The following is a 23,276-nucleotide window of genomic DNA, read 5'->3' on the forward strand; positions in this document are numbered from 1 at the left end:
CCGATCGGCACCGATCTCATCTGGGAGAGCGCTCTCTCTCCTACTGGAGGTACCGTGTTCCGATCCAGACGCCCGTTATGGGTGGCTCTGTCCCTGGTCGCCGCCCTGATCGTCGCCCCACGGGCGGCCGCGGCCGCCGGCCCCCTCACGATCACCGATTTCGAGTCGGACAGCGTTCCCTCGGGCGTGTACGCCTGGGGCAACGACGCGGCCTCGACCCCCGCGCTCACCATCGAGCCCGGCCCCGGCAGGCCCGGAGCCCCGGCGACCAACCGGGTGCTCAAGTCGGTCTACAACGTGAGCCAGTGGGGCGGCTGGTCACACGACCTGGCCGCCCCCCAGGACTGGTCCCCGTACGAGGGCTTCTCCTTCTGGGTGAACGGCGCCGCCTCGGGCCAGAAGATCTTCTTCGAGATCAAGGACGGCGGCGGCGGGGCGGGCGCGGCCGAGCTGTTCGAGTCGTCGTTCACCGACGACACGGCGGGCTGGCGGCAGGTGAAGGTGCCGTTCGGGAGCTTCACCAGGCGCGCCGACTACCAGCCCGGCGGCGCGCCGTCCGACGGCGAGCTGGACCTGGTCGCCATGTGGGGCTACTCGATGCGGCTCCCGGCCTCCTCCCAGGGCACGCTGGAGTGGGACCAGGTCGAGCTCTACGGGACCGCTCCCCCGCGCCCGGTCAGGCTGTCCACCGACCGGCCCGTCTACCCGGTGAACGAGAAGGGCGAGGCCAAGGTCAGCGTCACCGTCACCACCGCCGACGGCCGCCCCCTGCCCGCCGGCCTGGCCGTGACCTACCGGACCGGTACGGGCACCGCCACCCCCGGCGCCGACTACACGCCCGCCGAAGGCACGCTGACGTTCCCCGCGGGCACGGTGTCCGGGGCCGCCAAGGCGTTCACGGTCAAGACGCTGAAGGACGGCCAGGACGAGGTCGCCGAGACCATCCCGATCGAGCTGTCCGGCACGGGCACCAGGCCCCCGGCCGAGGCCCCGGTGGTCGTGATCAACGCGCACGGCCTCCCCTACCTGAACCCCCGCAAACCGGTTAGCGAACGCGTCGCCGACCTGCTCAAGCGGATGACGCTGGAGGAGAAGATCGGGCAGATGACGCAGGCCGAGCGCGGCGCGCTGGGCAAGCAGAGCGACATCGCCACGTACGTGCTCGGCTCCCTGCTGTCGGGCGGCGGCTCCACCCCCTCGTCCAACACGCCGCGGGCCTGGGCCGACATGATCGACGCGTTCCAGCTCCAGGCGCAGCGGACCCGGCTCCAGGTGCCGCTGATCTACGGCGTGGACGCCGTGCACGGCCACAACAACGTGGTCGGCGCCACGATCTTCCCCCACAACGTGGGTCTGGGCGCCACCCGCGACCCCGGCCTGGTCGAGCGGGCGGGCGAGATCACCGCCCGCGAGGTCAAGGCCACCGGCATCCCCTGGGACTTCGCGCCGTGCCTGTGCGTGTCGCGCGACGACCGGTGGGGGCGGGCCTATGAGTCGTTCGGGGAGGACCCGGCGCTGGTCTCGCGGATGGCCACGGTCATCGACGGCCTGCAGGACCACGGGGTGCTGGCCACGGCCAAGCACTACGTCGGCGACGGCGGCACCGGGTACGGCTCCTCGACCAGCGGCGACTACACGATCGACCAGGGCGTCACCAAGGTCGGCCGCCAGGAGCTGGAGGCGGTCCACCTGGCGCCGTTCGTGGAGGCGGTCAAGCGCGGCGTGGCCACCGTCATGCCGTCGTTCTCCAGCGTCGACTTCGGCGACGGCCCGCTCAAGATGCACGCCCACAAGGAGCTGATCACGGACGTGCTCAAGGGCCGGCTGGGGTTCAAGGGGTTCGTGATCAGCGACTGGCAGGCCATCGACCAGATCCCCGGCGACTACCCGAGCGACGTGCGCGCCTCCGTCAACGCCGGGCTCGACATGATCATGGTGCCGTACGCCTACCCGGCCTTCGAGAGCACGCTGAAGGCCGAGGTCGAGGCCGGGCGGGTGCCGCTCGGCCGGGTGGACGACGCGGTCGCCAGGATCCTGACCCAGAAGTTCCGGCTGGGGCTGTTCGAGCACCCGTACGCCGACCGGTCCGGGATCGACGACGTCGGCTCGGCGGCGCACCGGGCGGTCGCGCGCACGGCGGCGGCCAGGTCGCAGGTGCTGCTGAAGAACGACGGCGGCCTGCTCCCCCTGCGCCGCGACGCCAGGATCTACGTGGCCGGCTCGAACGCCGACGACATCGGCAACCAGACCGGCGGCTGGACGATCACCTGGCAGGGCTCGTCCGGGCCGATCACCCCTGGCACCACGGTCCTGTCGGCCATCCGCTCCCGGGCGTCCTCCGTGACGTACTCGCGCGACGCCTCGGCCGACCTGGCCGGGCACGACGTGGGCGTCGTGGTGGTGGGCGAGACCCCGTACGCCGAGGGGCAGGGCGACGTGGGCCGCGCCGGGCGCACGCTGGACCTGTCGGCCGCCGACCGGGCCGCGATCGACAAGGTGTGCGGGGCGATGAAGTGCGCGGTCCTGGTCGTCTCCGGGCGTCCGCTGCAGCTCGGCGACCTGTCGGGCGTCGAGGCCGTGGTGGCCTCCTGGCTGCCGGGCACCGAGGGCGCGGGGGTGGCCGACCCGCTGTTCGGGGCCGCGCCGTACACGGGGCGGCTGCCGTTCACCTGGTTCCGCTCGGTGGCTCAGGTGCCGATCAACGTGGGCGACGCGGCTTATGACCCGCTCTGGCCTTACGGGTGGGGGCTGCGTACCGACCGGGCCCGGGACCGGCTCAAGGCGGCGCGCGACCGGCTCGCCTCCGGTGACGGCTTCTCCAAGGCCGCGTCGCTGGTCCTCGCGCTGCCCGCGCGCGCTTGGAACGCCGACGGGTCCGTACGTGACGCGCGGGCCGTCCTGGGCGCCCTGGGCACGGCCGCGTCGCTGCTCGAACGGTCGAAGACGGACGCGTACACGGTGGACGACGCCGTGGTGTCGGTGGCCAGGGATGTCGCGCAGAGCGCGGGCAGGCGGCCCGACCTGCAGGCGGCGGCCGACCACGAGCTGGCGGCGGGCAACCTGAGGAAGGCGGTGGACCTGCTGGCCCAGGCCGCCCGTTGAGGTCATGAGGGACCGCCAGCCTGCCCAGGCGGCCCGTTGAGGTCATGAGGGGCCGTCCCCGCCGGGGCAGGGACGGCCCTTCACGTCAGGCGCGGCACAGGCAGAACGGATGCCCGACCGGATCCAGGAACACCCGGAAGCTGTCGTCCTCGCTCGGCTGGTGCTCGTGCTTGGTCGCGCCGATCTCGATCACCTGCTTCTCCGCCTCGTCCATGTCGGCCACCGTCAGGTCGAGGTGAAGCTGCTGGGGGCGCTCCGGATCCGGCCAGGTGGGCGGCCGGAAGTCGGAGACGCGCTGGAACCCCAGCCGCTTGGGAGCCCCGCCGTCGCTCACCACCGCCCACTCGTCATCCGCGTAGGTGACGGGCCATCCCAGCAGCCGGGAGTAGAACTCGGCCAGCCCCCGGGGGTCGGGACAGTCGAGCACGACCGTGCGGAACTCCGCGATACCACTCACTCGAATCACCTCTCATATTCGTTTTGCGGGCACATCCGCAGACAAGAATGGATGCCATGGCTGCCAACTCGTACATGGTGCCGCTCGGCACCCCAGCACCCGCCTTCGACCTGACCGCCATCGACGGCGGCAGCGTCTCACTCGGGGATCTCAAAGGCTCGCCCGCCACTCTGGTGGTCTTCCTTTCCAACCACTGCCCGTATGTGCGCCACATCGAGAAGGGCCTCGGCGCCTTGGCCGCCGACTACGGCGCCAGGCTCTCGATCGTCGCGATCTGCAGCAACGACAGCGTGAACTACCCGGACGATGATCCGACACACCTGGCGGAGCAGGCGGCGCGGGCCGGGTTCGCGTTCCCGTACCTGCTGGACGACACCCAGGAGGTCGCCAAGGCCTACCGGGCGGCCTGCACCCCGGACTTCTTCCTGTACGACGCGCACCTGCAGCTCGTCTACCGGGGCGAGTTCGACGGCGCGAGGCCGGGCAACTCGGTGCCGGTGACCGGCGAGTCGCTGCGCGCGGCCATCGACGCCGTGCTCGAGGGCGAGCCGGTGCCCGGGGAGCAGAACCCGTCGCTGGGCTGCGGCATCAAGTGGAAGCCGGGCAACGCGCCCGCGTGATCCGGGTTTCGCCCTGCTGATCGTGGCCCGCGTCGACCAGGACATGGGCAGCGCCCAGCCGAACAGCACCAGGAGGCGGCGACTGCCGATCGACTTCGGCAAGCCAGTCGCGGGGCGCCTCACTGCCCCCGGCAAGCCATTCGAGGCGCCTCACTGCCCCAGCAATCCGGTCGCAGGACGCCCCACTGGCCCCCGCCAAGCCCGTCGGGGTGCTGCCCCCGCCCTCGGCAAGCCATTCGGCGCCTCACTGCCCCAGCAATCCGGTCGCGGGGCGCCCCACTGGCCCTCGGCAAGCCAGTCGAGGCGCCGCCCCGCCCTCGGCAAGCCGGTCAGGATGCCGCACCGCCCCTCGGCAGTCACCTGGTCGCACCGCACCGACGACGCGGGGGTGGCGGCCAGGGAGGTGTGCGAGGACGCCGATGCGCCGCAGCCACGGGAGGGTGGCACGCATCTTCGCCGGGCTCGCCAAGCCGGGCAAGCTCGCCGGGTTCGACGCGCTCGTACCCGGCGGCCCCCATGTGGCTGAGCCCCCCGGGCGAGTGGGCGTCCCGGCCGCTCAGGCGTCGGCGGCGCTGACGGCGGGCGGGAGAGCCAGCAGCAGTTCGTGCGGCTCGCCGCCGTCCCAATGGCGGATGAGCTGGTTGCCCCCCTCACCGGGGTCGAAGCTTTCGCACCCCAGGGGCCCGTAGCAGCCCGCCTGGTCCAGCATGAGGATCAGCGGGTCGTCCTCGGGCAGGCTGGCCGCGTAGGCGGCGGTGTCGAGGAGAGCCAGGGCCAGCCTGGCGTTGCGACCGCCGTCCTTGGACTCCACGCGGTCGAGGCGGCGCCGGGCTTGGGCACGGAGATACGCGGCGAGCGATTCGGTCCTACTCACGACTAACCTTCTTCGATCACGTACATACGGCTACGACATCATCACGCAAGGTGACGGTTTTTCGTGGGACGTTTGCCAACTTCAGCCAGTCGCCACCCCGTCCATCACTGACTTTGGGCCGCAGTGCATCATTTGTTGCATGAGTGCGTTCGACGACCTGTATGACGCCAACGCGAGATTTGCCAAGAAGTTCGGAGACTCCGGCCTCACCGGCCGCGCCGGCCGTGGCCTGGCCGTCGTGACCTGCATGGACTCCCGCATCGACCCGCTCGGCCTGCTGGGCCTGAAGCCCGGCGACGCCAAGATCCTGCGCAACGCGGGCGCCCGGGTGACGGACGACGTCCTGCGCACCCTGGTGCTGGCCGTCTACCTGCTCGGCGTGGAACGCGTGCTCGTCATGCCCCACACGGACTGCGGCATGGCGAAGGTCACCGACCCGGACGTTCACGCCCTCACCCAGGAACGCGGGGTGGACACCCGCAGCCTGGAGTTCCACACGGTCCCCGACCAGAGCGAGGCGCTCCGCCACGACCTCACCCGCATCAGGACCAGCCCGTTCCTGCCGGAGGGCATGCCGATCGCGGGAGCCATCTACGACGTCCGCACGGGCCGGCTGACGCCTGCCGCGTTCTGAAAGAATTCACCTGACCTGAGTGGTGCCCGGTTGTGCGGCCGTACAACATGACCGGGCGCCCCGGACCCGCCCTGAGCGCGTACGAGAGGACGTGCTTTGGGCGATCTGAGCTCTCCCCCCGTCCCCGACGGCACGAGCGCGGACGACTTCGTCGGGGCACTGCGTCGGTTGCGGTTGTGGGCAGGCTCGCCGTCGATGCGACGTCTGTCCGGGCTCGGTGGAACCAAGGTGGTCTCAGGGACCGAAGTCGCCGTCATTCCCTCCAGCACGATCTCGTACGTGCTGACGGGGGCCGGGGCTGCCCAAACTGCCGCGCCCGGAGTTCGTGGAGGCGTACAGACGCGCAGCCCACGCATCCAAAGCCCCGGACACCCCACTCAACCGAGCAGCCCACGCCGAAGACCTCAGACCACCCGAGCGACCCGCGCGCCAAAGCCCTTGAGATGACGCCATCAGCCCGCTCACCAAGGCCCTTGAGACACCACGACCAGCCCGCACACCAAAGCCCTTGAGACACGGACACCACGACCAGCCGCGCCCAAAGCTCCTGGGGCAGCCCGACCAGCCGCGCCCAAAGCTCCTGGGGCAGCCCGACCAGCCCGCACCCAAAGCACCTGAGGACCGTCGCTGAGGAGCGCGCGGGGCACGCGCAGGGATCTGGAGCCCCGCTCCGCGCGTCAGAGCCTCAAGAGGCCACGCTGAGCAGCGACCCGGCGCGCCACCCCAGGAGATCGCCAAACGGCCCTGAATGGCACCTCAGAGCCGCTCCTGCATGCCTCGGGAGCGCCCCCGACCGTTCCCAGCGACCTCACCAGCCGCTCTGAGCGTCTCCGTGGGGGCCTTGGACAGTCTCGCCTGGGCGCCTGGGGCAGGCTCCCAGGCGCCGGCCGCGTACCCAACCTCACCCCACGGCAGAACGGCTACGCGTCCCACCGGACGGCAGGACGGCTACGCGTCGATGTGGTCGCGGTCGACCTCGGCGGCGCTGTTGACGATGAACTCCCGGCGAGGCGCGACCTCGCTCCCCATGAGCAGGTTGAAGATGGCCTCGGCCTCTTCGACGTCCTCGATGCGGACCCGGCGCAGGATGCGGTGGCGGGGGTCCATGGTCGTCTCGGCCAGCTGGTCGGCGTCCATCTCGCCCAGACCCTTGTACCGCTGCACGGGGTCCTTCCACCGCTTGCCCCGGCGTTCGAGATCGCGCAGCACCTTCTGCAGCTCGGCGTCCGAGTAGCAGTAGATGTACTTGTCCTTGCCCCGCCCAGGGTTGGTCAGCTCGATGCGGTGCAGCGGCGGCACTGCGGCGAACACGCGCCCCGCCTCGACCATCGGCCGCATGTAGCGGTGGAAGAGGGTCAGCAGCAGGCAGCGGATGTGGGCGCCGTCCACGTCGGCGTCGGCCATGAGGATGACCTTGCCGTAGCGGGCGGCCTCGATGTCGAACGAGCGCCCGGACCCGGCCCCGACGACCTGGATGATGGCGGCGCACTCGGCGTTCTTGAGCATGTCGCTCACGGACGCCTTCTGGACGTTGAGGATCTTGCCCCGGATCGGCAGCAGCGCCTGGAACTCCGAGTCGCGGGCCAGCTTCGCCGTGCCGAGCGCCGAGTCGCCCTCGACGATGAACAGCTCGCTGCGGTCGATGCCGTCGCTGCGGCAGTCGACCAGCTTCGCCGGGAGCGCCGAGTTTTCCAGGGCGCTCTTGCGCCGCTGGTTGTCGCGGTGCTCGCGGGCCGCGATGCGGGCCTTGGCGGCGGCGACGATCTTCTCGAGCACGGCGCGCAGCGGCTGCTTGAAGCCGCGCGGCGGGTTGGTGAACAGCTCCCTCAGCTCACGGGAGACCACGTGGGAGACGATGCGGGTGGCCGCCGAGGTGCCGAGCACCTCCTTGGTCTGGCCCTCGAACTGCGGCTCCGGCACCCGGACCGTGACCACGCCGGTCAGGCCCTCGGAGATGTCATCCTTGGTGACGGGGTCGTCGCCGTTCTTGAGCAGGCGCGTCTCGCGCAGCAACTCGTTGATCGTGCGCACCAGGCCGCGCTCGAACCCGGTCACGTGGGTGCCGCCCTTGGGGGTGGAGATCACGTTGACGAACGAGCGGACGGTCGACTCGTAGCCCTTGCCCCAGCGGATCGCCACGTCGACGGTGAGCTCGCGCTGCACCTCGGTGGGCGTCATGTGGCCCTGGTCGTCGAGGACCGGCACGGTCTCGTGGAAGTGGCCCAGGCCCTGCAGCCGCAGCACCTCGCACACGGCCTCGTCGCGGGCCAGGAACTCGGTGAACTCGGAGATGCCGCCGTCGAAGCGGAACTCCTCCTCGGTGCGCTCCTCCTGCCTGCTGTCATAGACGGCCAGGGTCAGGCCGGGCACCAGGAACGCGGTCTGCCGCAGGCGCACGTGGATCTCGTCGAGCGAGACCTCGGCGTCGGGCAGGAAGATCTGCTTGTCGGCCCAGAAGCGCACGCGGGTGCCGGCGAGGTTCTGGGGGAGCTTGTCGCCGATGCGCAGGCCGGACTTCTTCTTGAACTTCGCGGTGGGCCCGGGGCCGTCGAAGATCCCAGGGACGCCACGGCGGAAGCTGATCTCGTGGACCTTGCCGTCGCGGTCGACCTCGACGTCCACTCGCGAGGACAGCGCGTTGACCACGGAGGCGCCGACACCGTGCAGACCGCCGGACGCGCCGTAGGAGCCGCCGCCGAACTTTCCGCCCGCGTGCAGCTTGGTGTAAACGAGCTCGACCCCGGCCAGACCGGACTTGGGCTCGATGTCGACGGGGATGCCGCGGCCGTTGTCGCGCACCTCGATGGAACCGTCGGCGTAGAGCTCGACCTCGATGCGGTCACAATGACCCGCCAGAGCCTCGTCGACGCCGTTGTCCACGATCTCCCAGAGGCAGTGCATCAGCCCGCGGCTGTCGGTGGACCCGATGTACATGCCAGGGCGCTTGCGAACTGCTTCCAGGCCCTCAAGCACCGACAGGTGACGAGCCGTGTAACCCGCCTCCACTAGCGTCACTCCAGCTCCCCTGGTCTAGGCATCGAACACGTGTGCGCAGCTTACCGTTCTTCCCGCACGCGCGCGTACAAGCTTGCCACGCCGGCACGTTTGCCGTTACCAACCGGCTGATCGTCATTACTTTGGGACACATTCCGCTCTGGGCGTAGAGAGGGGGCGGTTGGGAACGTCCACGTCCGGTTAGATGTTGTTCCAAGTGACTGACGCCAGATCCTCGCTTCGGCGGGGGTGACCCGAAAGGCGATACGTGACTGGAGCTCTCGCCCCCGTTAAGCCGCTGACGGCCCTCGACCGCTGCGACCGCTGCGGCGCCCAGGCCTACATTCGCGCGACCCTGCCTGTGGGTGGGGAGTTGCTGTTCTGCGCCCACCACGGGCGTCAGCACATCGCAGCGCTGCGCGAAAAGGGTGCCGACATCCTGGACGAGTCGGCTCGACTCAGCGAAACCTCTTCAATTGCCCCCAACGACGAGCGCTGACGCAGCGCCTGTCGTGCTGAGATAACCACATATAGCGATAACGCAGAACGGCGACCCCGGCACCGCCCGGGGCCGCCGTTCTGCGTTCAGCCACTCGGGTATGCCCAAGGACACGCCGTTATGCACGGAGAACGGCGGTATGCAGGCGGAACGGATGGTGCACACGCAAACACGCGGCGAAGCGACAGATACGCGGCTTCGCAGGTGGACACGCCACTACGCGACAGATGCGCGACTTCACGGACGACACGCGACTTCACGGGAGACACGCGGCTTCGCGGACAGACGCGCAGCTGTGCGCGTAGCAGCGACCATTTCCTTGAGCGCAGACGCCGCCATCGGCTGTGCGCGCAGGCATCTCGCCGTGCGCGCTGCCATCCATCCTCGTGCGCTCACAGGCGTTCGAGTGCGCGGCATCGCAGGACGCCAGAGCCGCAAGGCCACCGGGACCGATGACGAAGCGGCCGTGCCCAAAGCAGTGGCGTGCCCAAACCAGCGGCGCGCCCGAAGCAGCGGCGTGCCCGAAGCGACAGGGACGCGGTCAGCGGACCCGATAGTGGTACCGGTCCACGATCTCGAATCCCTCACCACGATAGAGAGCCTGTGCGGCCACATTCGAGGCTGTCGTGACCAAGTAGGCGGATTTCGCATCCGCATGCCCCACGAGCGCCCGGATGACCGCGCGAGCCAGCCCTCGGCGGCGGGCCTGGGGCAGGGTGGCCATGCAGTAGATCCCAAGCGTGTCACTCTGCGAGGACACCTCATCCCGAGACGCACCGTACGTGCCGGTCTGGGGCACGGCCCGGCCGACGGCCAGCGCCACGCCGTCCTCCTCGAACGCCGCATACCAGGCGGGCACCCCGGTGCAGATGCGCTCCGCGTCCTCGAACCCGGTGCCGTAACGACCGTCCACGGCCCACCACGTCTCCAGCCAGCCCTGCCACGGCCGGTCCTCGATCCTCACCGGGTGAAGGGGCGGAGGGCCGTCGGGCGAGCCGGCCATGATGACGGTCGGATCGACCAGCTCATAGCGTCTCCGCTCCAACTCCTCGTCCAGCCCGGGCGTGGCGTTCGGCCCCAGCGAGAAGACGCAACGCTGCCCGCGCTCCCTGTAAAAGGCCTCCGCCGCCTCGATCGCCCCGTCCAGGTCGGTGGGCTCGTCCAGAGGGAGCACCGAGTTGGCCCGCTTGGTCACGCCACCGGCGTAACGAAGCACCCATCCGTCATGAATGCGCTGCTCGTAGGCGGGCCAGGCCTCATGGACAAGGAGGTCGAAATTCACCCGCGCAGCCTAGCCGACCTCCAAATACGCCCACCCTCCTGCATGCCGGGCGCCGGTTGAAACGCTTCAACAGCCTGCCTCCGGGGCGGGCCGGGCCGACGCCAGAGCAGGGCTCGCCGCCACGCCCCGGAGCTTGCGCCCGAGGCCGACGATTCAGCGAAGAACGTGGCCCAGCGGGCGCCGTTGCGGCGGCCGGCCACGCCCACCCGGTGAGCGTCACCCTGGACAGGGCCCGGCCATGGTCGGCGGGTGGCGCCTGCTTGGGCCACCGTAAAAGATCGTGACGGGACGGCGGGAGAGCCTCCGACCAGGGGCAATAAGGTAGGGGGTTGTGCTGATCCTGTTGCCGCCGTCCGAAGGGAAGGCGCCCGAAGGCAGCGGGCCGCCCGTCGGCGAGCTGTCCTTCCCCGCCCTCGACAAGGCCCGCAAGCGCGTGCTGAACGCGCTCGTACGGGCCTCCAAACGCCGCGACGCCCTCGACGTGCTCGGCCTCACGCCCGGGCTGGCGGGCGAGCTGGTCAAGAACGCCGCTCTCAAGACCGCCCCCACCCTGCCGGCCGCCGGCCTCTACACCGGCGTCCTCTACGACAATCTCGGGCTGGGCACCCTCGACGACGAGGCACGCAGGCGGGCGGAGGAGTCGGTGCTGATCTTCTCCGGCCTCTGGGGTGTGGTGAGAATCACAGATCTCATCCCGCCGTACCGGCTCTCGATGGGTGTCAATCTCCCGCCCCTGGGAGCACTGGCCTCCTTCTGGCGTCCGTTGATCGCCAAGGAGCTGGATCGGATCCCGGGGCTGGTGGTGGATCTCCGTTCGGCCACGTACGCGAGCGCCTGGCAGCCGGGTGCGCGGTCGGTGACAGTACGGGTGTTCCGGGACGGCAAGGTCGTCAGCCACATGGCCAAGGCGACCCGGGGCGAGATCGCCCGAGCCCTTCTGCGGCACGACACCGCCCCGGACAGCCCTGATGAGCTGGCCAAGATCCTGGATGCCCTGGGCTACACCGTCGACCTGGCCGAGCCCGCCCGCGCCAACCGCCCATGGACCCTTGACGTGCACGTCACCGATCCGGCGTGAGGGTCGCGGGGCGGCTAATCCCCCGGCGCGCCGATCGCAGGAGGCCGTTCAAAGGCGGGCCTGCCCTGATGGTGCGCGCCTCTCGACGGTGACGGTCGGTAGCGGCGCCCCTCTGACGGTGAGTGCGTCCTCACGAGTCCTGTCACCACGGGCTCGGGGTGGTGGTGGACGTGCTTTGAGCCAAGCGCCGCCGGGGGTGGTGGTGGACGTGCTGCGGGGCAAGCGCCGCCGGGGGTGCTGGGACTGCCGACCGTCGCGGGCGCGGGGTATAGGTCTGGGCTCGCGCACGGCGCATCAGCCCGGGCTCGGTCCGCGGCGGAGGCATGCTGCGGGTGCGGGCGATGATCGTCGGTGTAGCGCCCCGGAGATCTCACGCGATCGCCGGGTTGCCCGGGCGTGTCGTGCGACCGTGGACGCTGGATATGCGCCTTATCGGTGACGCGACCGGGGACGCTCCGTAATACGCCGGCAGCGCGACAGAGGCGCCAGGGGGCCACTAGGCCAGGGTGCCGAGGCGGGGCAGCGGGCCCAGGCGGGGCAGCGGGGGTAGGGGCAGCCGAGGGCAGCGGGGGCGATGGTAGTGCGCCAGGCCATGGACGGCGCCGTGGCGGCCGTCGGAGTGCGGCTGGTGGTGCCACTGCGGCGTTGGGACTGCGAGCGAGAAGCGACCGATGGTGCGGTGGCGGTGCTATCGGCCGGTGTGCCAGGGGCGGGCGATGCCGCCCCACTGGCGTTAGGACGGCGAGAAGCCACCAGCGGTGCACTGGCGGCGCCATCGGGCGGTGTGGCGGGGACGGGCGATGCTGCCCCTGCGGCGCTGGGACGGCGAGAAGCCGCCAGCGGTGCACCGGCGATGCCATCGGCCGGTGGGGCGGGGCGGGGCGGCGGCAGTGTGACCAGTCGCCGTGGGATGGGGGTGGAAAAGCCGCCGCCCCGCTCGGAAGAACCGGGCGGGGCGGGGGATTCGTGCGGGTCAGTCCAAGTAGTCCCGGAGGACCTGGGAGCGCGAGGGGTGGCGCAGCTTGGACATGGTCTTCGACTCGATCTGGCGGATGCGCTCACGGGTGACCCCGTAAACCTTGCCGATCTCGTCCAGCGTCTTCGGCTGGCCGTCGGTGAGACCGAAGCGCATCGAGACGACGCCCGCCTCCCGCTCCGACAACGTGTCGAGAACGGAGTGCAGCTGCTCCTGGAGCAGCGTGAAGCTGACGGCGTCGGCTGGGACGATGGCCTCGGAGTCCTCGATGAGGTCGCCGAACTCGCTGTCGCCCTCCTCACCCAGCGGGGTGTGGAGGGAGATGGGCTCACGGCCGTACTTCTGGACCTCGACGACCTTCTCGGGCGTCATGTCCAGCTCGCGGGCCAGCTCTTCCGGCGTGGGCTCGCGGCCCAGGTCCTGCAGCATCTGCCGCTGGACGCGGGCCAGCTTGTTGATCACTTCGACCATGTGGACCGGGATGCGGATGGTCCGCGCCTGGTCGGCCATGGCACGCGTGATCGCCTGCCGGATCCACCACGTGGCGTAGGTGGAGAACTTGTAGCCCTTGGTGTAGTCGAACTTCTCGACGGCCCTGATCAGGCCCAGGTTGCCTTCCTGGATCAGGTCGAGGAAGAGCATGCCGCGGCCGGTGTAGCGCTTGGCCAGCGAGACCACGAGCCGGAGGTTGGCCTCCAGCAGGTGGTTCTTGGCCCGGCGGCCGTCCTCGGCGATCCACTCCAGCTCGGCCTTGACGTCGACCGGCAGACCCTCGGTCTCCCCGCCGCCGAGCTGCTCCTCGGCGAACAGGCCCGCCTCGATGCGCTTGGCGAGCTCGACCTCCTGCTCGGCGTTGAGCAGGGGGACCTTGCCGATCTGCTTGAGGTAGTCCTTGACCGGGTCGGCGGTGGCGCCGGCGGCGGCCACCTGGGCGACCGGGGCGTCATCGTCGTCGTCGGACAGGATGAGGACCTCGTCCTCGGTCTTCTGAGCCGCGACGACCTCGGAGGGCTTGGGCTCGGCGTCGGACTCGTCCTCGGACTCGTCGTCACCTTCGGACTCGGAGTCCTCGGCCACGATCTCGTCGTCGTCGACGTCGAGATCCTCGAGGTCCTCCAGCTCCACGTCGCCGTCGAGCTCGATGTCCTCGTCGTCGTCCGCGTCAGCCCGGGGCTCGGGCTTGGGCTTGGTCTCGGCAGGCCCAGCGCTCTTCGGCTCGGCCTTCTTGGCGGCGGCGGGAGCCGCGGCCTTCTTCGCCGCCGGGGCGGCCTTCTTGGCAGGGGCCGCCTTCTTGGCGGCCGGCTCGGCTTCTGCGGTGCCCACGACCGCGGTCACGGTCTCGGGCTGCTGCTCTTTGGCGGCTGCCGCCGTCTTGGTCTTGACGGGGGCGGCAGTGCGGCGCTTTGCTGGACCACGAGACTTCTTCGGCGCAGCCGAATCCGCGGCGGTCACCACCACGGTCACGCCCTCTTTGCTGAGGTTCCGCAAGAACGCGGCGGCGTGCGACATGGGGATGTCCGCCTCCTCGAAGGCCTGACGGACATCCTCAGACTCGAGGAAACCCTGCGAGCGCCCACGCTCGAGCAGTCGCTGAATGACGGGCTCGTTCAGCTCTTGTGGCTTCGAGCGAGTCGAACTTGCAGGCGACACGAACACCTCTCGAACGAACGCGTGGCGACTATGGACCCAGATGCCCGCTGGGGGGCTGTTGCCTCTCTCGGAGATCGGTGAGGCCGTGCGGACCGCGACGGACCTGCACAGCATTCTGGCACGACCCCGCGCTCCATACGGCCACCTCCCGGCGGTTGACCTCCACCCTAGGCCGACCGAGACAGTAGTGCGTACGTAAGCGGGGCACTGATACCCGAAAGCAACCGTTATGACTGTTTCATTCAGTCACTCTTCGTGGCTGGCGGGACGTGAATTGCTAGCGCGGTAACGTCATCATCCTGTTCATATCCAGACAACATCCGGTCAACCAGGAAGTCCAGCAACATGTGCGGACTACTCACAACTTCAGGCGGAGCTTCGGTCACAACACTGCAAAGGTCTGCCAATCCGGCATCCAGCCCGCGCTTCCTGTTCTCGACGAGACCGTCGGAGTAGAGCACGGCGGTATGGCCGGGCGGCACCACGAACCGGAACTGCCTGCGGCTGGTCGGCCAGCCTAGCGGAGTGCCAGGCTCGCCGTCGACCAGGATCGCCGTGCCCTGCGGGGAAACCAGGACGGGAGGCGGGTGGCCGGCCAGGGCCAGGGTGCCCTCGCCGGTGACCGGCTCCACGACCATGTACGCCAAAGTCGTGACCTGTTCTTCCTCTTCCGTGGCCTCGAAGACCCGGTCGAGCCCGGTCAGCACGGCCGCGGGCGGCGGGTTGGTCAGCGCCAGCGCCCGCATGGCGTTGCGGATGCGGCCCATGCCCGCCGCGGCCTTGACGCCCTTGCCCATGACGTCGCCGACGACGGCCGCCACGCGCCCGTCCTGCAGCACGAAGGCGTCGTACCAGTCGCCGCCCACCTGGACGTGGCGGCTGCCGGAGCGGAAGCGCTGGGCCAGCTCCAGGCCCTTGATCACGGGCAGGCGGTCGGGCAGCAGGCTGCGCTGGAGCGTCTCGGCGGTGCGGTGCTCGCGCTCGAACAGCGTGGCTCGCTCGACCGCCAGCGCGCACTGGCCGGCCAGCGCCTCAAGGAAGACACCGTCCTCCTGGGAGATCTTCACCGGCCTGGTGAAGGAGAATCGGAGCGCTCCCAGAGCCCGCCCCGCCGCCAGCAGCGGCAGGCCCACCCAGGCCCGCTCGTCGCCGTGGGTGATGAAGTTGGCCAGGATCTCCTCGTCGTCGCCCGCCTCGAGCAGTTGGGCCTTCAGCGACTCGGGCGACTCGGCGAAGACCGGCCGGCGGCTGTTGACGGCCATGGTCATCACGTTGGAGTGGGACAGCGGGATCTCGTCACCCGTGATCCCGGAGGCCTCCATGATGCCCTCGCCGTTGATCAGCTTGAGCGCCGCGCGGTCGGGGTCGAGCAGCGCCACGGCCGAGCGGTCGGCGGCCAGGGCCGTGCGGCCCACGTCGATGATGACCTGCACCACCTGCTCGACCGTCAGGGCCTCGGCCAGCTGGGCCGTCGCGCCCTGGAGCCGGGCGGTGCGCAGGGCGGCCGCGCCGAGCTGGTCGGTCAGCCGGCCGCGCATCTCCTCGGCCTCGCGCTGCGGGGTGACGTCGGTGTTGGCGCCGACCCACTCCACGACCCGGCCGTGCCTGATGATCGGCACGGCCCGCACCTCGAAGTGCCGGTAGCCGCTGGCCCGGGTGCGCACGCGGTAGTTCCACTCGAACATGGTGCGCCCGCGCAGCGCCTCCCTCCAGGCCTCCTCGGTCTGCTGGCGCTCCTCGGGGTGGACGACCTCCAGCCAGCCGTTGGCGAGGTATTCCTCCAGGCCCTGGCCGGTGATGGCGCGCCACTGGGGCGCGTCCTCGACGACCGCGCCGGTGGGGGAGGTGATCCAGACGAGCTGCGACTGGGCCTCGACGAGCGAGCGGTAGCGCTCCTCGCTGCGGCGCAGCGCCTCCTCGGTCTGGCGGCTCTCGGTCACGTCGAGCCCCACGAGCGCGATGGCGCGCAGCTCGCCCGCCGCCTCGTCGTGGACCGGCGAGAACGACAGCGACCAGTGCCTGGTGTCGCCCTCCGCCGTCCGCACGCGTACGCGGCCCTCGGTGACGGGCGCGTCGGTCTGGATGACGGCCTGCACGGCGTGGGTGATGATCTGGCTGAGGTCGGCGGCCAGCACCTCGACCGGCTGCCTGCCGGCCATGCGCTCGGCGGGCACGTTGACGACGTCGCTGAACACGTCGTTGACCCGCTGGATGCGGCCGTCGCCGTCGAAGAACGCGAAGGCGAACTCGGCCTCCGACAGCATGCCCTTGAACAGAGCGGAGTCCGAGATGTCCACATCCGACTCCCGGGGACGGGGAACGGAGGTCTCGGCGCTCATGGTCCGCACCTCCGTCGCGTGCCAGGGTCTCCCACGCGGCACATCTCCATAACTGTGTATCGGCGTAGCGCAGCTCCGGGCGACCGGATTCTGCAGTACATCATCGGCGATGGGCATGTGCGGACGGAAGCCCCCGTCGCGGCCCGGTCGCCTTTAGGGTCTACGCATCCTGTCAAAGTCGCTCCACGTTGCGCAGCAAGATCAGGTTACAGCGCTCGATCGCCGGGGCCGAGACCCCGGCCCCAACTACTTCGCCGCGCGCTTCGCCTCCTGCTTGAAGGCTCGCACTCGGGCCAGGCTGTCGGCGTCGACCACGTCGGCGACCGACCGGCTCGACCCCTCCTCGCCATAGTGTCCGGCCGCCTCCCGCCAGCCCGGCGGCTGGACCTCCAACTGCTTCCCCAGCAATGCCAGAAAGATCTGGGCCTTCTGTTTGCCGTATCCCGGCAGGGCCATCAGTCGTTGCAGCAGCTCTTTGCCGTCGGCGGCGTCCGCCCACAACTTCTCCGGCCGGCCGTCGTAGTGCTCGACGAGGTAGGCGGCGAGCTGCTGGACCCGGGCCGCCATGGACTTGGGGTAGCGGTGCACAGCCGGCTTCTCGGCCAGCAGCGCCGTGAACGCCTCCGGGTCATAGGAGGCGATCTCCCCGGCGGTCAGGTCGTGGCCCAGACGCTGGGAGATCGTATATGGCCCCGTGAACGCCCATTCCATAGGAATCTGCTGGTCGAGCAGCATGCCGACGAGCAGGGCGAGCGGGCTGCGGCCGAGGAGCTCGTCTGCCTCGCTCCGCTGGGCGAGCTGGATGCGCATGGAGACAGCTTCGCACGAATGGGCACCGGGTGAAGTGAACACAACCGCCGCAGAGCCTTGACAGCCGCCCGAGAAAAGGTGAAATGAGAGCGCAAGTCGCCCTGCCGACATTCCTGGGGGTTTGCCCCCTGGTCTCCAGAGGAATCTCACTTCTATGCTCGCTCTGGCCACACGGTTCCTGCGGGAACCGGTCAGTCTCAGGCTGGCCGAAGAGTTCCTGACCGTGCCCGTGGACACGATCGACCGCTGCGTGGCCGACGTGTGCGCGTGTGCGCAGCATCTCGGCGTCTCGGCGACGCCGGAGATCGTGGAGCGCATCGCTCGCGAGCATCTGCTCGCGATCGTCAACTCAGCGCCCCCGCCCCGAAGTTCCCGGTAGACAAACAAAAGCCCGGAAGTCCAGTTAAGTCCCATCCAGAACTCCCCGATAACATCGGGGTCACCAGGCCGAGTTCTACGCACCGTTTACGCCTGGAATACGAGAGAGTGAGGGTGTGCGCCGACACCGACGAGATCCCCGGGAGAGCACCCCGCCAGACGACGTGTTCAAGGAGATGGTGCAGGCGGCTCGCGAGCTGCTCGCCGTTCGCACCCCTCTCGACGCGGAGCTGATGGTCTCCGACATGATCGGGGCCTGGTGGGGCAGGCGGGTCAGGGGCGGCGACGTGGAGCAGGTGCTCGGGGAGGGATTGGTCGACTACGCCGCCAAGGCCGGCACGCCGGCCTCGCTGACGCTGCTCATCTGCCTGGCCTATCTGGGCACGGCCCGCCAGGGCGCCAAGGCCGAGGGCGCGGCGCTGGCCATGATGGAGTCGGGGGTGGCCAGGCCGGGCTGGGCCGACCGGGTGGGCGCGGTCAAGCCGGCGGGCTGCTACGTCTCCCGCGACTCCTACGGCGACCAGGACACGGTGATCTGCACCTTCGCCTACCGGCGCGACGAGGACTCCCTGCCCGTCGACCGGCACGCGCTCGTCATGGTGGTCGACTACAACATGAGCGGCATGGCCCGGGACGCCTGGGTCTCCTCGCAGGTCGACAAGCTGCTGGAGCAGGCCAGGGCCGAGGCGGCGGGCAATCCCCTGCTGCTGTTCGAGGAGATCGAGCCCGAGCAGGCCAGGGCGCTGCTGGAGTCGGCCATGAAGGCCACCAGGGAGCCGAAGACGCCGCCGCCGGTGAGCGACAGCTACAGCGCCTACCACGCCTTCGCCCGCGCCAGGCTCAAGGCGCTGCCGCCCGGGCGCAAGCGGCCGGCGCCGCGGCACACCGAGGCCCCGTACAGCAGGGAGCGGCGGGCCATGCTGGCGGCGGAGTTCCTGGCGTCCGACGCGGCCGAGCACCTGTCCGACCCGTCGGCGGCCTCGCGCTGCGCCGACCACATCATCGACTACGGCTGCGACCAGGACTTCAACCGTCCGCTGCGGGTCAGCCCGACCAAATGTGAAACGTTCCTGCTCGACTGGCTGCCGCGCAAGGTGATGCTGAGCGTGGCCGAGCAGGAGGCGATGCCGCACGTGCTGTCGGCGTGGGTGCGCTTCGCCGCCCGCCGCACGGGCCTGCCGGAGCAGGGGCTCAAGGCCACGCTGGACGCGGTGTGGGAGGCGATCGGCAAGTTCCCCGAGGCCTACCGGGACCCGACGTCCTTCGGGCTCGACCGGCCGCTGCTGGAGCGGCTGCTGCCGGACGGCGACCTGTCGGCGCTGGCCAGGCGCGCCTTCGCGTTCCCCTACCTGCAGGGCGTGCACAACGGGATCGAGCTCGACAAGCTCAACCCCGCCGACGAGGCGGACCGGCGTACGCTGCTCGAGATCGACCACGGCGGCACGATCGACCAGGAGCACCTGGCCTGGCACGAGGAGATCGCCACCCGGCTGTGGGAGGGCGACCCGCCGCAGCTGTGGGAGGCCGCGCAGCGCCTGCTCGACCTCGGCCACGACCGCCACGACGTGCTCCACGTGCTGATCGAGATCGCCGAGCGGATCGGCGGCGACCCCGACGAGCTGGCGGCGGCGCTGGACGACATCGCCGACATCCCGGACGAGTTCTAGGAACGGTCCCCGCGACGGCCTGCCGTGGGCGCGGTTCCCGCGACCTGCGGCGGACCGCTGGACGTGACGCGCCGTAGAATTTTCTTCTATGGCGATGTACACCCGCTTGGCCGAAGGGCGTTACCGGGCCTCCGAGCACACGCAGGGCCCGTGGGACCCGCGCGCCCAGCACATGGGCCCGGTCACCGCCCTGATCGTCCACGAGCTGGACCGGACCGCGCCGCGCCCGGGCCTGGAACTGTCCAAGCTCGTGGTGGACGTGTTCGCCCCGGTGCCGGTGGCCGAGCTGGAGATCGCCACCGACGTGACCCGCGACGGCAAGCGCGTGCAGTGCCTGTCGGCGAGCGTCTCGTCCGGGGGCCGCGAGTACGCCAGGGCGAGCGCCTGGCGCATCCGTACGGCCGCCACACCCGCCTCACCGGTCCCCGGGCCGCCTGGACCGATCCCGCCGCCCTCGGCGGAGGTCGCCCGCTCGTGGCTCGGCTCGGGATTCGGGTACGGCCGCGCGCTCGACTGGCGCTTCACCGAAGGCGGCCTCACGCGGCCCGGCCCCGCCACGGTCTGGGGCCGGTTCACGGTCCCGCTGGTGGAGGGCGAGGAGATCACCCCGATGGAGCGCCTGGCGGCCTTCGCCGACAGCGGCAACGGCGTCAGCGCCGCCCTCGGCTTCGACACGCACGTGTTCGTGAACGTGGACCTGACCATCTCGCTGTTCCGGGCCCCGCAGGGCGAGTGGATCTGCATGAACGCCGCCACGGTCATCGGCCCGTCCGGCCGTGGCCTGACGCGCTCCACGCTGTATGATGAATATGGGGAAGTAGGCATGGGGATGCAGACGTTGTACGTCACATCGAGATAGCGCCGAGATAGCCTCTACTGCCATGGTGATCGACCTCAACGCAGACCTGGGTGAAGGCTTCGGGATCTGGCGGCTCGGTGACGATCTCGCCCTGCTCGACATCGTCACCAGCGCCAACGTGGCCTGCGGCTTCCACGCGGGCGACCCGGTGACGATCAGACGCACATGCGCGGCGGCGGTCGATCGCGGGGTGACGATCGGGGCGCAGGTGTCTTACCACGACCTCGCGCACTTCGGACGCAGAGAGATGGACGTCGAGCCGGAGGAGCTCTGCGCCGAGGTGCTTTACCAGATCGCCGCCGTCGACGGCATCGCCAGGGCGATGGGCGGCCGGGTCTCCTACGTCAAGCCGCACGGCGCGCTCTACAACCGGGTCTATCGCGACGAGATGCAGGCGACGGCTGTGGTCAACGCGGTGGCCGACTACGACCCCTCGCTGTCAGTGGTGACCCTGCCCGGTTCCGCGGTGCACGCGGCGGCGGCGGCCGTGGGCGTTTCGACGGTGAGCGAGGCTTTCGCCGACCGCGCGTACACACCCCAGGGGACGTTGGTGGCGCGAGGGAAGCCGGGCGCTGTCATCCACGACCCCGCCGAGGTGGTCGCGCGTGCCTGCCAGATGGCCATTGAAGGCTCTGTGACGGCCGTTGACGGAAGTTCCCTATCCATTTCCGCCCGGACCATCTGCATTCATGGGGACACGCCAGGCGCTGTTCGGCTGGCGAAAGAGGTGCAGAACGCGTTGCTGGCGGCCGGAGTGGTCCTGCAGGCGTTCACATGATCCGCGCGGTGGGAGAGCACGGGTTGCTCGTGGAGACCGGCTCACTGGAGCTGTCGCACCGGCTGGACGCGGCGCTGCGGGCCGATCGGCCCGCCGGTGTCGTCGAGATCGTAGCCGGCCCCAGAACCGTGCTCATCGTGGCCCCTAGAGCGAATCATGGACGGTTGCGGGCGCATCTGGCGGGCGTGATCGCACAGGAACGTGACAAAGGCGACGCGACGTCGGCCGATGCGGCGGTCATGACGATCCCCGTCGTCTATGACGGCGCGGATCTCGAGTCCGTGGCGGCACTGGCCGGGATCTCGGTGGACGAGGTCGTCTCCCGGCACGCGGCGCAGGAGCTGGTGGTGGGCTGGCTGGGGTTCGCCCCGGGGTTCGCCTATCTGACGGGGCTGGATCCGGTGCTGGAGACGCCCAGGCTCGACACGCCGCGCACGTCGGTGCCGGCCGGGTCGGTGGCGGTGGCGGGGCCGTACTCGGCGGTCTACCCGAGCGCCTCGCCGGGCGGGTGGCGGCTGATCGGGCGCACCTCCGTGCGGGTGTGGGACGTGACGGCCGACCCGCCCTCGCTGTTCAGGCCGGGCGTGCGCGTACGGTTCCAGCCCGCATGATCGAGGTGCTGGCGGCGGGGCCGTACGCGACCGTGCAGGACCTGGGGCGGCCGGGCCTGGCCCACCTGGGGGTGCCCCGCTCGGGGGCGGCCGACGCGCCGAGCCTGCGGCTGGCCAACAGGCTCCTGGGCAACCCGGAAGGGCTGGCGGGGATCGAGCTGACGTTCGGCATGGCGCGGCTGCTGTTCCACGACGGGGCGTGGGTGGCGCTGGCGGGCGCGCCCGTGGACAGCGCGGCGGGGATGGGGGCGCCGTTCTGGGTCGCCAAGGGCAGGGAGCTGCGGCTGGGCATGCCGGAGTGGGGGCTGCGCACCTATGTGGCCGTGCGCGGCGGGATCGCGGTGGAGCCGGTGCTCGGCAGCCGCTCCACCGACTCGCTGTCCGGGCTCGGCCCGGAGCCGCTGCGGGCGGGCACGCTGCTGCCCGTGGGGCGGCCGGAAGGCGTGATCTCCGTCGACCTGGCGCCGCCGCCCGGGCCCCGGCCCGCCGTGCTGCGGGTGACGCCGGGGCCGCGGGACGACTGGTTCGTGCCGGACGCGCTGGCCGGGCTGTGCGCGCGGCCCTACTCCGTGAGCCAGGACAGCAACCGCGTCGGCGTGCGGCTGAGCGGCGCCGAGCTGGTCAGGGCCAAGGAGGGCGAGCTGCCGAGCGAGGGGATGGTCACCGGGGCGATCCAGGTGCCGCCGAGCGGGCAGCCGATCGTCTTCCTCGCCGACCACCCGCCGACGGGCGGCTACCCGGTGATCGGCGTCGTACGCGAGGCGGACCTGCCGGTGGCCGCCCAGCTGCGGCCGGGCGACGAGGTGCGGTTCACAGTTCGACCTGCCCGGTGACGCAGGTCAGCACGGAGCCGCCCACCCACACGTCCCCCTCGGCGTCGGTGGAGATGTGCACCCGCCCCGAGAAGCCCAGCACCGTGCCCTGTCTGGCCACATACGGGGCCTTGGCCCGGCCCGAGCGCAGCAGCCACTGGGCCATGGAGGCGTTGAGGCTGCCCGTCACCGGGTCCTCGATGGTGGAGCCGTGCGCGTGCGTGAAGGCCCGCACCTCGAAGTCGTACGGCGACCCCTCGGGGTAGGGGCCGGCCACGCCCACGAAGCTGGGGACCAGGCCGGGGCGCAGCGCGAGCACGGACTCGGCGTCCGCGAGCAGCACCGCCACCCAGCCGGGGCCGTTGTCGGCCCACTCCATGTCCACGATGTCGGCGCGCCCGATCCCGAGGGACTCGGCGATCCTCCCGACCAGCGGCTCCTCCACGGGGCCCGACCGCACGAGGGGCGGCGCGTGGAAGGCCAGCCCGTCGCCGGTCCTGCGCACCCGTACCGGCCCGGCCGCGCACTCCTGGACGATCTCGCCCTCCTGGCGCGGCACTCCCCCGGCCTCCAGCCAGGCGTGGCAGGTGCCGAGCGTCGGATGCCCGGCGAAGGGCAGCTCCTTGGACGCGGTGAAGATCCGCACCCGGTAGTCGGCCTCGGGCGTGGTGGGCGGCAGCACGAAGGTGGTCTCGGCCAGGTTCGTCCAGGTGGCGAACCGCTGCATCTCCTCGGTCGTCAGCCCCTGGCCGTCGAGCACGACCGCGAGCGCGTTCCCGTGGTACGGGGTGGTGGTGAAGACGTCAACCTCGGTGAAAGGGCGCAACATAATCCGGAGTCTCGCAGACAGGTCTTT

19 protein-coding genes are annotated in these 23,276 nt (G+C 70.5%); 11 read left to right on the forward strand and 8 right to left on the reverse strand.

Translation table 11 applies throughout. The features are described 5' to 3' along the window. The first annotated feature begins 54 nt into the window (after positions 1-54). Complete coding sequence (locus tag H4W80_RS21375; protein WP_318786980.1) at positions 55-3,102, forward strand: glycoside hydrolase family 3 N-terminal domain-containing protein; 3,048 nt, start codon at positions 55-57, stop codon at positions 3,100-3,102. A gap of 85 nt (positions 3,103-3,187) precedes the next feature. On the opposite strand, the gene H4W80_RS21380 is transcribed toward H4W80_RS21375, so the two are convergent. Continuing rightward, the gene (locus H4W80_RS21380) at positions 3,188-3,559 is read right to left on the reverse strand and encodes a VOC family protein (RefSeq protein ID WP_192786716.1); all 372 of its coding nucleotides are present in this window, start codon (positions 3,557-3,559) and stop codon (positions 3,188-3,190) included. A 56-nt stretch (positions 3,560-3,615) separates the two neighbouring features. Here H4W80_RS21380 and H4W80_RS21385 point away from each other — a divergent pair, with 56 nt between their 5' ends. Continuing rightward, positions 3,616-4,179, forward strand: coding sequence for a thioredoxin family protein (locus H4W80_RS21385; RefSeq protein WP_192786717.1), 564 nt, complete (start codon positions 3,616-3,618; stop codon positions 4,177-4,179). A gap of 556 nt (positions 4,180-4,735) precedes the next feature. Here H4W80_RS21385 and H4W80_RS21390 read toward each other — a convergent pair. Continuing rightward, positions 4,736-5,053: a hypothetical protein gene (locus H4W80_RS21390; protein ID WP_192786718.1), complete on the reverse strand. Its 318-nt coding sequence runs from the start codon at positions 5,051-5,053 to the stop codon at positions 4,736-4,738. Positions 5,054-5,192: 139 nt separating this feature from the next. Here H4W80_RS21390 and H4W80_RS21395 point away from each other — a divergent pair, with 139 nt between their 5' ends. Next, a complete protein-coding gene (locus tag H4W80_RS21395) occupies positions 5,193-5,687 on the forward strand; it encodes a beta-class carbonic anhydrase (RefSeq protein WP_192786719.1) in 495 nt (164 codons plus the stop codon). Positions 5,688-6,635: 948 nt separating this feature from the next. Here H4W80_RS21395 and H4W80_RS21400 read toward each other — a convergent pair. Further along, on the reverse strand, positions 6,636-8,702 hold the full coding sequence (locus tag H4W80_RS21400) for a DNA gyrase/topoisomerase IV subunit B (protein WP_192786720.1): 2,067 nt from the start codon (positions 8,700-8,702) through the stop codon (positions 6,636-6,638). Between the two features lie 247 nt (positions 8,703-8,949). Between H4W80_RS21400 and H4W80_RS21405 the strand changes: the two genes are divergently transcribed. After that, positions 8,950-9,180 (forward strand): DUF7455 domain-containing protein, encoded by a 231-nt coding sequence (locus H4W80_RS21405; RefSeq protein ID WP_192786721.1) that lies wholly within the window; start codon positions 8,950-8,952, stop codon positions 9,178-9,180. Positions 9,181-9,721: 541 nt separating this feature from the next. Here the strand turns inward: H4W80_RS21405 and H4W80_RS63695 are convergent. Then, on the reverse strand, positions 9,722-10,462 hold the full coding sequence (locus H4W80_RS63695; RefSeq protein WP_192786722.1) for a GNAT family N-acetyltransferase: 741 nt from the start codon (positions 10,460-10,462) through the stop codon (positions 9,722-9,724). Positions 10,463-10,793: 331 nt separating this feature from the next. Between H4W80_RS63695 and H4W80_RS21415 the strand changes: the two genes are divergently transcribed. After that, positions 10,794-11,540, forward strand: a complete 747-nt coding sequence (locus H4W80_RS21415) for a YaaA family protein (RefSeq protein ID WP_192786723.1) — start codon at positions 10,794-10,796, stop codon at positions 11,538-11,540. 973 nt (positions 11,541-12,513) lie between these two features. Here H4W80_RS21415 and H4W80_RS21420 read toward each other — a convergent pair. The 3 genes from H4W80_RS21420 to H4W80_RS21430 all read right to left on the reverse strand — a co-directional run bounded on the left by H4W80_RS21420 (position 12,514) and on the right by H4W80_RS21430 (position 17,315). After that, positions 12,514-14,166, reverse strand: a complete 1,653-nt coding sequence (locus H4W80_RS21420) for an RNA polymerase sigma factor (protein WP_192786724.1) — start codon at positions 14,164-14,166, stop codon at positions 12,514-12,516. A 242-nt stretch (positions 14,167-14,408) separates the two neighbouring features. Next, positions 14,409-16,505, reverse strand: coding sequence for a SpoIIE family protein phosphatase (locus H4W80_RS21425; RefSeq protein ID WP_192786725.1), 2,097 nt, complete (start codon positions 16,503-16,505; stop codon positions 14,409-14,411). A 246-nt stretch (positions 16,506-16,751) separates the two neighbouring features. Further along, the gene (locus H4W80_RS21430) at positions 16,752-17,315 is read right to left on the reverse strand and encodes an HhH-GPD-type base excision DNA repair protein (protein ID WP_192786726.1); all 564 of its coding nucleotides are present in this window, start codon (positions 17,313-17,315) and stop codon (positions 16,752-16,754) included. Between the two features lie 154 nt (positions 17,316-17,469). On the opposite strand from H4W80_RS21430, the gene H4W80_RS21435 reads away from it, so the two are divergent. The 6 genes from H4W80_RS21435 (at position 17,470) to H4W80_RS21460 (ending at position 22,441) form a co-directional block, all read left to right on the forward strand. After that, the gene (locus tag H4W80_RS21435) at positions 17,470-17,694 is read left to right on the forward strand and encodes a hypothetical protein (protein ID WP_185078019.1); all 225 of its coding nucleotides are present in this window, start codon (positions 17,470-17,472) and stop codon (positions 17,692-17,694) included. A 175-nt stretch (positions 17,695-17,869) separates the two neighbouring features. Then, positions 17,870-19,360 (forward strand): hypothetical protein, encoded by a 1,491-nt coding sequence (locus H4W80_RS21440; RefSeq protein ID WP_225965114.1) that lies wholly within the window; start codon positions 17,870-17,872, stop codon positions 19,358-19,360. A gap of 88 nt (positions 19,361-19,448) precedes the next feature. Then, the gene (locus H4W80_RS21445) at positions 19,449-20,219 is read left to right on the forward strand and encodes a thioesterase family protein (RefSeq protein ID WP_192786727.1); all 771 of its coding nucleotides are present in this window, start codon (positions 19,449-19,451) and stop codon (positions 20,217-20,219) included. Between the two features lie 22 nt (positions 20,220-20,241). Continuing rightward, on the forward strand, positions 20,242-20,997 hold the full coding sequence (locus H4W80_RS21450; protein ID WP_192786728.1) for a LamB/YcsF family protein: 756 nt from the start codon (positions 20,242-20,244) through the stop codon (positions 20,995-20,997). Then, positions 20,994-21,608: a 5-oxoprolinase subunit B family protein gene (locus H4W80_RS21455; protein ID WP_192786729.1), complete on the forward strand. Its 615-nt coding sequence runs from the start codon at positions 20,994-20,996 to the stop codon at positions 21,606-21,608. The genes H4W80_RS21450 and H4W80_RS21455 overlap by 4 nt, the downstream gene beginning before the upstream one ends. Continuing rightward, on the forward strand, positions 21,605-22,441 hold the full coding sequence (locus H4W80_RS21460) for a 5-oxoprolinase subunit C family protein (protein ID WP_192786730.1): 837 nt from the start codon (positions 21,605-21,607) through the stop codon (positions 22,439-22,441). Before H4W80_RS21455 ends, H4W80_RS21460 begins: the two co-directional genes overlap by 4 nt. Here H4W80_RS21460 and H4W80_RS21465 read toward each other — a convergent pair. Next, a complete protein-coding gene (locus tag H4W80_RS21465; RefSeq protein ID WP_192786731.1) occupies positions 22,419-23,249 on the reverse strand; it encodes a PhzF family phenazine biosynthesis protein in 831 nt (276 codons plus the stop codon). The two genes, H4W80_RS21460 and H4W80_RS21465, sit on opposite strands and share 23 nt — an antisense overlap. Positions 23,250-23,276 lie beyond the last annotated feature (27 nt).

The sequence above is a fragment of the Nonomuraea angiospora genome, assembly GCF_014873145.1.
Classification (GTDB): domain Bacteria; phylum Actinomycetota; class Actinomycetes; order Streptosporangiales; family Streptosporangiaceae; genus Nonomuraea; species Nonomuraea angiospora.